Origin of the sequence: Micrococcus sp. ACRRV, assembly GCF_022346985.1 — a bacterium.
In the GTDB taxonomy this organism is placed as follows: domain Bacteria; phylum Actinomycetota; class Actinomycetes; order Actinomycetales; family Micrococcaceae; genus Micrococcus; species Micrococcus porci.
The window spans coordinates 1-4,314 of sequence record NZ_JAKRNH010000150.1; the positions used below are offsets into that span (position 1 = coordinate 1).

The 4,314-nt window shown below is 76.6% G+C and carries 3 protein-coding genes and 1 pseudogene; 1 reads left to right on the forward strand and 3 read right to left on the reverse strand.

The features are described from left to right. Positions 1-239: pseudogene (locus MHY29_RS11385) on the reverse strand (M48 family peptidase); the annotation flags it as partial. Between the two features lie 144 nt (positions 240-383). On the opposite strand from MHY29_RS11385, the gene MHY29_RS11390 reads away from it, so the two are divergent. Further along, positions 384-1,160, forward strand: coding sequence for a dinucleotide-utilizing protein (locus MHY29_RS11390; RefSeq protein WP_239241307.1), 777 nt, complete (start codon positions 384-386; stop codon positions 1,158-1,160). Between the two features lie 30 nt (positions 1,161-1,190). Here the strand turns inward: MHY29_RS11390 and MHY29_RS11395 are convergent, their stop codons facing one another. Further along, positions 1,191-3,308 (reverse strand): ATP-dependent DNA helicase UvrD2, encoded by a 2,118-nt coding sequence (locus tag MHY29_RS11395; protein ID WP_239241309.1) that lies wholly within the window; start codon positions 3,306-3,308, stop codon positions 1,191-1,193. A 19-nt stretch (positions 3,309-3,327) separates the two neighbouring features. After that, positions 3,328-4,311, reverse strand: a complete 984-nt coding sequence (gene nudC / locus MHY29_RS11400) for an NAD(+) diphosphatase (protein WP_370643529.1) — start codon at positions 4,309-4,311, stop codon at positions 3,328-3,330. Positions 4,312-4,314 lie beyond the last annotated feature (3 nt).

Here is a 4,314-nt window from a genome sequence, read left to right on the forward strand (position 1 = left end):
GCGCACCCCGCCCCGTCCGCCTCGGCCCCGTCGACCGGACTCGGCTCGGCCCCGGACCTGTCCACCATGCGCTCGATCCATCGCCGCTCCTCCGCCCGGGAGAGACGGGCGGGGACGCTGACCTGCAGGCGGCCCTCCCGCCAGACGGCCGCCACGGTGCGCGTGCGCCGGGCGGAGCGCACCAGGCGCACCGGAGTGCCGTGCCAGTCGAGGTCGGTGACGGTGCGGGACGGGCTCATGCCGCCATTCTCCCGCGGCGCGGCACCGGGGCGCGTCCGGACGGGCGGGCGCCCTGTGGACGGCCGGACCACGCGACGCGCGCCCGTGGCACGGTGGAGGCGGGACCGGCGCGCGGGGCGCCGGACGCGGAGGGAGGCGGCGCCATGGCGACGACGGACGCACACGGACCCCGGGACTGGGGTCCGCTCGCCGACCCGGCGGGGATCCAGGTGGCGGGGCTCGGACCGGCCGGCGGTGCGCTGGCCGCCGCGCTCGCGGCCGGAGGGGTGGCGGCGCTCGCACTGTGGGACCCGACGCCGGTGGGGGCGTCCGACCTCGGCCTGGGCCTCCTCCCGGCGGACCTCGGCCGCCCGCGGGACCGCGCCTGGGAGGCGCGCCTGTCGCGGACGTGGCCCGCGTTGCCCGTCTATGCGGGGGCCGGCACGAGACCGGGCGCCCTCGGGGCGGCCACGGTCGCCGTCGACCTGCCCGGCCTGCCCGATCTGGCCGCCCGCGCCGTCGCGGCGCAGCATCCCCTCCTGCCCGTCCGCACCGACGTCCGCGGCGTCAGCGCCGGACCCTGGACCGGCGGCGGCGCACCCGGCTGCGTCCTCTGCACGGATGACGTCCCCGGGACGGCCCTCACCGCTCCCCCGGCCGCGCCGCCGCGCCAGGACCCCGGGGCGGCCCGGGAGCCCGGACACGCACTGCGCGCGGTGGTCCTGGCCCTCGACGTGCTGACCGGGCGGCGGGACGCGACGTCGGCCGTGCTGCGGGTGGACGCGGCCACCGGACGGCTCACCCGCATCCCCGTCCGCACGCGTCCCGGATGCGGGTGCGCGGACCTCCTGGCCGGCGACGGCACGGGTGACGACTGGGCGGCGGCGCTGGCCGCCGTGGAGGAGTCCCTGGACGGGGCGCTCGCGGACGCCCGTCCGTGAATCGGCGGGAGTGGTCCCGGGTGCTCCGGCTCAGGCCGCGGAGGTCCCGTGGAGCAGGTCGAGGACGTCCTGGCCGAACCGGTCGAGCTTGGACTTGCCCACGCCCTTGACCTTGATCAGCTCGGCCGGCGTGGCGGGCATCGTCTCGGCGATCGCCTCGAGGGTCGCGTCCGTGAAGACCACGAACGCGGGCACCTTGTCCGTCTTCGCCACGTGGCTGCGCCAGTCCTTGAGGGCGTCCAGCACGCCCTCGTCGTACAGGGCGGGGCAGTCCACGCAGCGCCCGGTCTTGCGCTCGGCGCCCGTCTCGAGGGGGCGGCCGCACGTGCGGCACACGGCCACGGTGGCCCCGCGCCGGGGACGGCGGGCCGGCATCGCGGCGGCCGGGGCGTGCTCGCGGGTGCCGCCGAGCGTCGGGTCGATGGCACGCAGGAAGCGCGAGGGGCGCCGGTTGGCCCGGCCGCCGCCCGAACGGGCCAGGGTCCAGGTGAGGTGCAGGTGCTGGCGGGCGCGCGTGATGCCCACGTAGAGCAGACGGCGCTCCTCGTCGACCTCGGCGGGGGTGTCCGCGAAGGAGATCGGCATGAGCCCCTCGGACAGGCCGACCAGGAACACGGCGTCCCACTCGAGGCCCTTCGCCGAGTGCAGGGAGGCCAGCGTGACGCCCTGCACGGTGGGCGCGTGCTGGGCCTGGGCGCGCTCGTCCAGCTCCGCCACCAGCTGCACCAGGGTGAAGTCCTCCCGCGTCCCCGCGAGCTGGTCGGCCAGGTTCACCAGGGCGTGCAGGGACTCCCAGCGCTCGCGCGCCGCGCCCGATGCCGAGGGCGGGGTGTCCGAGTAGCCCAGGGAGGAGAGCACGTCCTTGACGCGCTGCACGACGTCGGCACCCACCAGGTCCTGCGCCTCGCGCGCCGCGGCGCGCAGCTGCAGGACGCCCTCGCGGACCTCCCGGCGGGAGAAGAACCGCTCCCCGCCGCGCAGCTGGTAGCCGATGCCCGCCGCCGAGAGGGCGGTCTCGAACGCCTCGGACTGGCTGTTGGTGCGGAACAGCACGGCGATCTCCGCGGCCGGCACGCCGTCGTCGAACAGGCCCTGGATCCGCTGGGCCACCCAGCCGGCCTCGGCCTCGTCGTCCTGGCACTCGGCGAACACGACGTCCGGGCCCGAGGGACGCTGCGAGGACAGGGCGAGCGGCTCCGGCCAGAACGGCAGGGACCGGTCCCGCAGGCCCGCCTGGGTGCGCTCGGCCAGCAGCGTGTTCGCGGCGCCGACGATCTGCGGGCTCGAGCGGTAGTCCCGGACGAGCTTGACCATCGTGGCCTCGGGGTAGCGCTCGCGGAAGCCCGTGAGGAACCGGGAGGTCGCGCCCGTGAAGGAGTAGATGGTCTGGGAGGAGTCGCCCACGACGCAGAGGTCCTGCCGATCCCCCAGCCAGAGGTCGAGGAGGCGGTGCTGCAGCGGGGAGACGTCCTGGTACTCGTCCACCACGAAGACGCGGTACTGCTCCCGGACGGTCGCCGCGATCTTCGGCTCCGTGGAGAGGATGCCCACCAGGATGAGGAGGACGTCCTCGAAGTCGATCATGTTGCGGGCGGTCTTGGCCTCCTCGTACCCCGTGTAGAGCCGGGCGACCGTGGTCGCGGTCCAGCCGGCCGGCATCTCGCGGTCGCGGGCGGCCTCGGCATACCCCTCGGGGGCGTGGAGGGAGACCTTGGCCCACTCGATCTCCCCGGCCAGGTCGCGGAGGCCGGCCCGGTCCACGGTCATGCGCATGCGGTGCGCGACCTCGGTGAGCAGGCGCACCTTGTTCTCGACGAGCGTGGGCATCTGCCCGCCCACGGCCTGCGGCCAGAAGTACTGCAGCTGGCGCAGGGCCGCGGAGTGGAAGGTGCGGGCCTGGACGCCGTCGACCCCGAGGTCGCGCAGGCGGGTCCGCATCTCCGCGGCCGCGCGGGCCGTGAAGGTCAGGGCGAGGGTGCGGTGCGGGTCGAACACGCCGGAGGCCACGCCGTAGGCGATCCGGTGGGTGATGGCGCGGGTCTTGCCCGTGCCCGCGCCGGCCAGGATGCACACGGGCCCGTGCAGGGCGGTCGCGGCCTTGCGCTGCTCCGGGTCCAGGCCGCGGAGGATCTCGTCGGGGGTGCTCATGGGGCCCGGAGCCCTCCTCTCAGGAGATCAGCGTGGTCGGATCCGGCAGCGTCCCACCGTACCAATCCTCGATCAGGGCCCGCGCGATGGACACGGCCCCCGGCAGGGTCACGGCGCCCGCCCGGACCTCGGCCGCGAGCTCGTCGCGCGTGAACCAGCGCACCGAGCGGATCTCGTGGCCGTCGGCCACCGGCTCCTGACCCGGCAGGGCGTGCGCCCGGTAGCCCACCATGAGCGAGCGCGGGAACGGCCACGGCTGGGAGCCCCGGTACGCCGCGTCCACGACGACGATGCCCGCCTCCTCGAGGACCTCCCGCGCGACGGCGTGCTCGAGGGACTCGCCCGGCTCCACGAACCCGGCCAGGCACGAGTGCCGACCCGCCGGCCAGGCCGCGTTCGAGCCGAGGAGGATCCGGTCCTGGTCGTCCATGACCGCCATGATCACCGCGGGGTCGGTGCGGGGGAAGTGCGGGGCCGAGCAGTCCCGACAGCGGCGCACCCAGCCCGCGGACTCCGTGTCCGTGCGGCCGCCGCACCGAGAGCAGAACCCGTGGCCTGCGTGCCAGTTGGCGATCGCGACGGCCTCCACGAACAGGCCCGTGTCGGCGTCGGACAGGCCCGCGGCCACGTCCCTCAGCCCCAGCCAGGCCGCCCCGGCCAAGGGGTCGCGGGTCGGGGCGTCGGTCGGCTCGGCGGGCTCCGTCGGCCCGCCGTCCCCGGACGACCCAGGCGCCGACTCGCGCGCGACGAGCACGAGCGGGCGGCCGGCGGCGGAGGGGGTCGCGGCGTCGGTCAGGCGGCGGCCCAGGAACACGGCCTCGGGCGGGAAGGGCCCGGCCGGCGGGACGAGGACCAGCGCGCCGTCCCGGACGGGGGCGCGGCCGCCGACGAGGTGCAGGACGCCCGTGGCGGGATCCGCGGCGAGGCGGCCGAGCAGCCCCGGGTCCTCGCGCTCGGCACCGGACCGGTCCAGGGCCTCGCGGGCGAGGGTCAGGTGCGGCAGGGC

What these genes read in the sequence shown, in the direction of transcription:
- MHY29_RS11390 (WP_239241307.1), top strand. Translation starts at nt 384, where the DNA reads ATGGCGACGACGGACGCACACGGACCCCGGGACTGGGGTCCGCTCGCC.
- MHY29_RS11395 (WP_239241309.1), bottom strand. Translation starts at nt 3,308, where the DNA reads ATGAGCACCCCCGACGAGATCCTCCGCGGCCTGGACCCGGAGCAGCGC.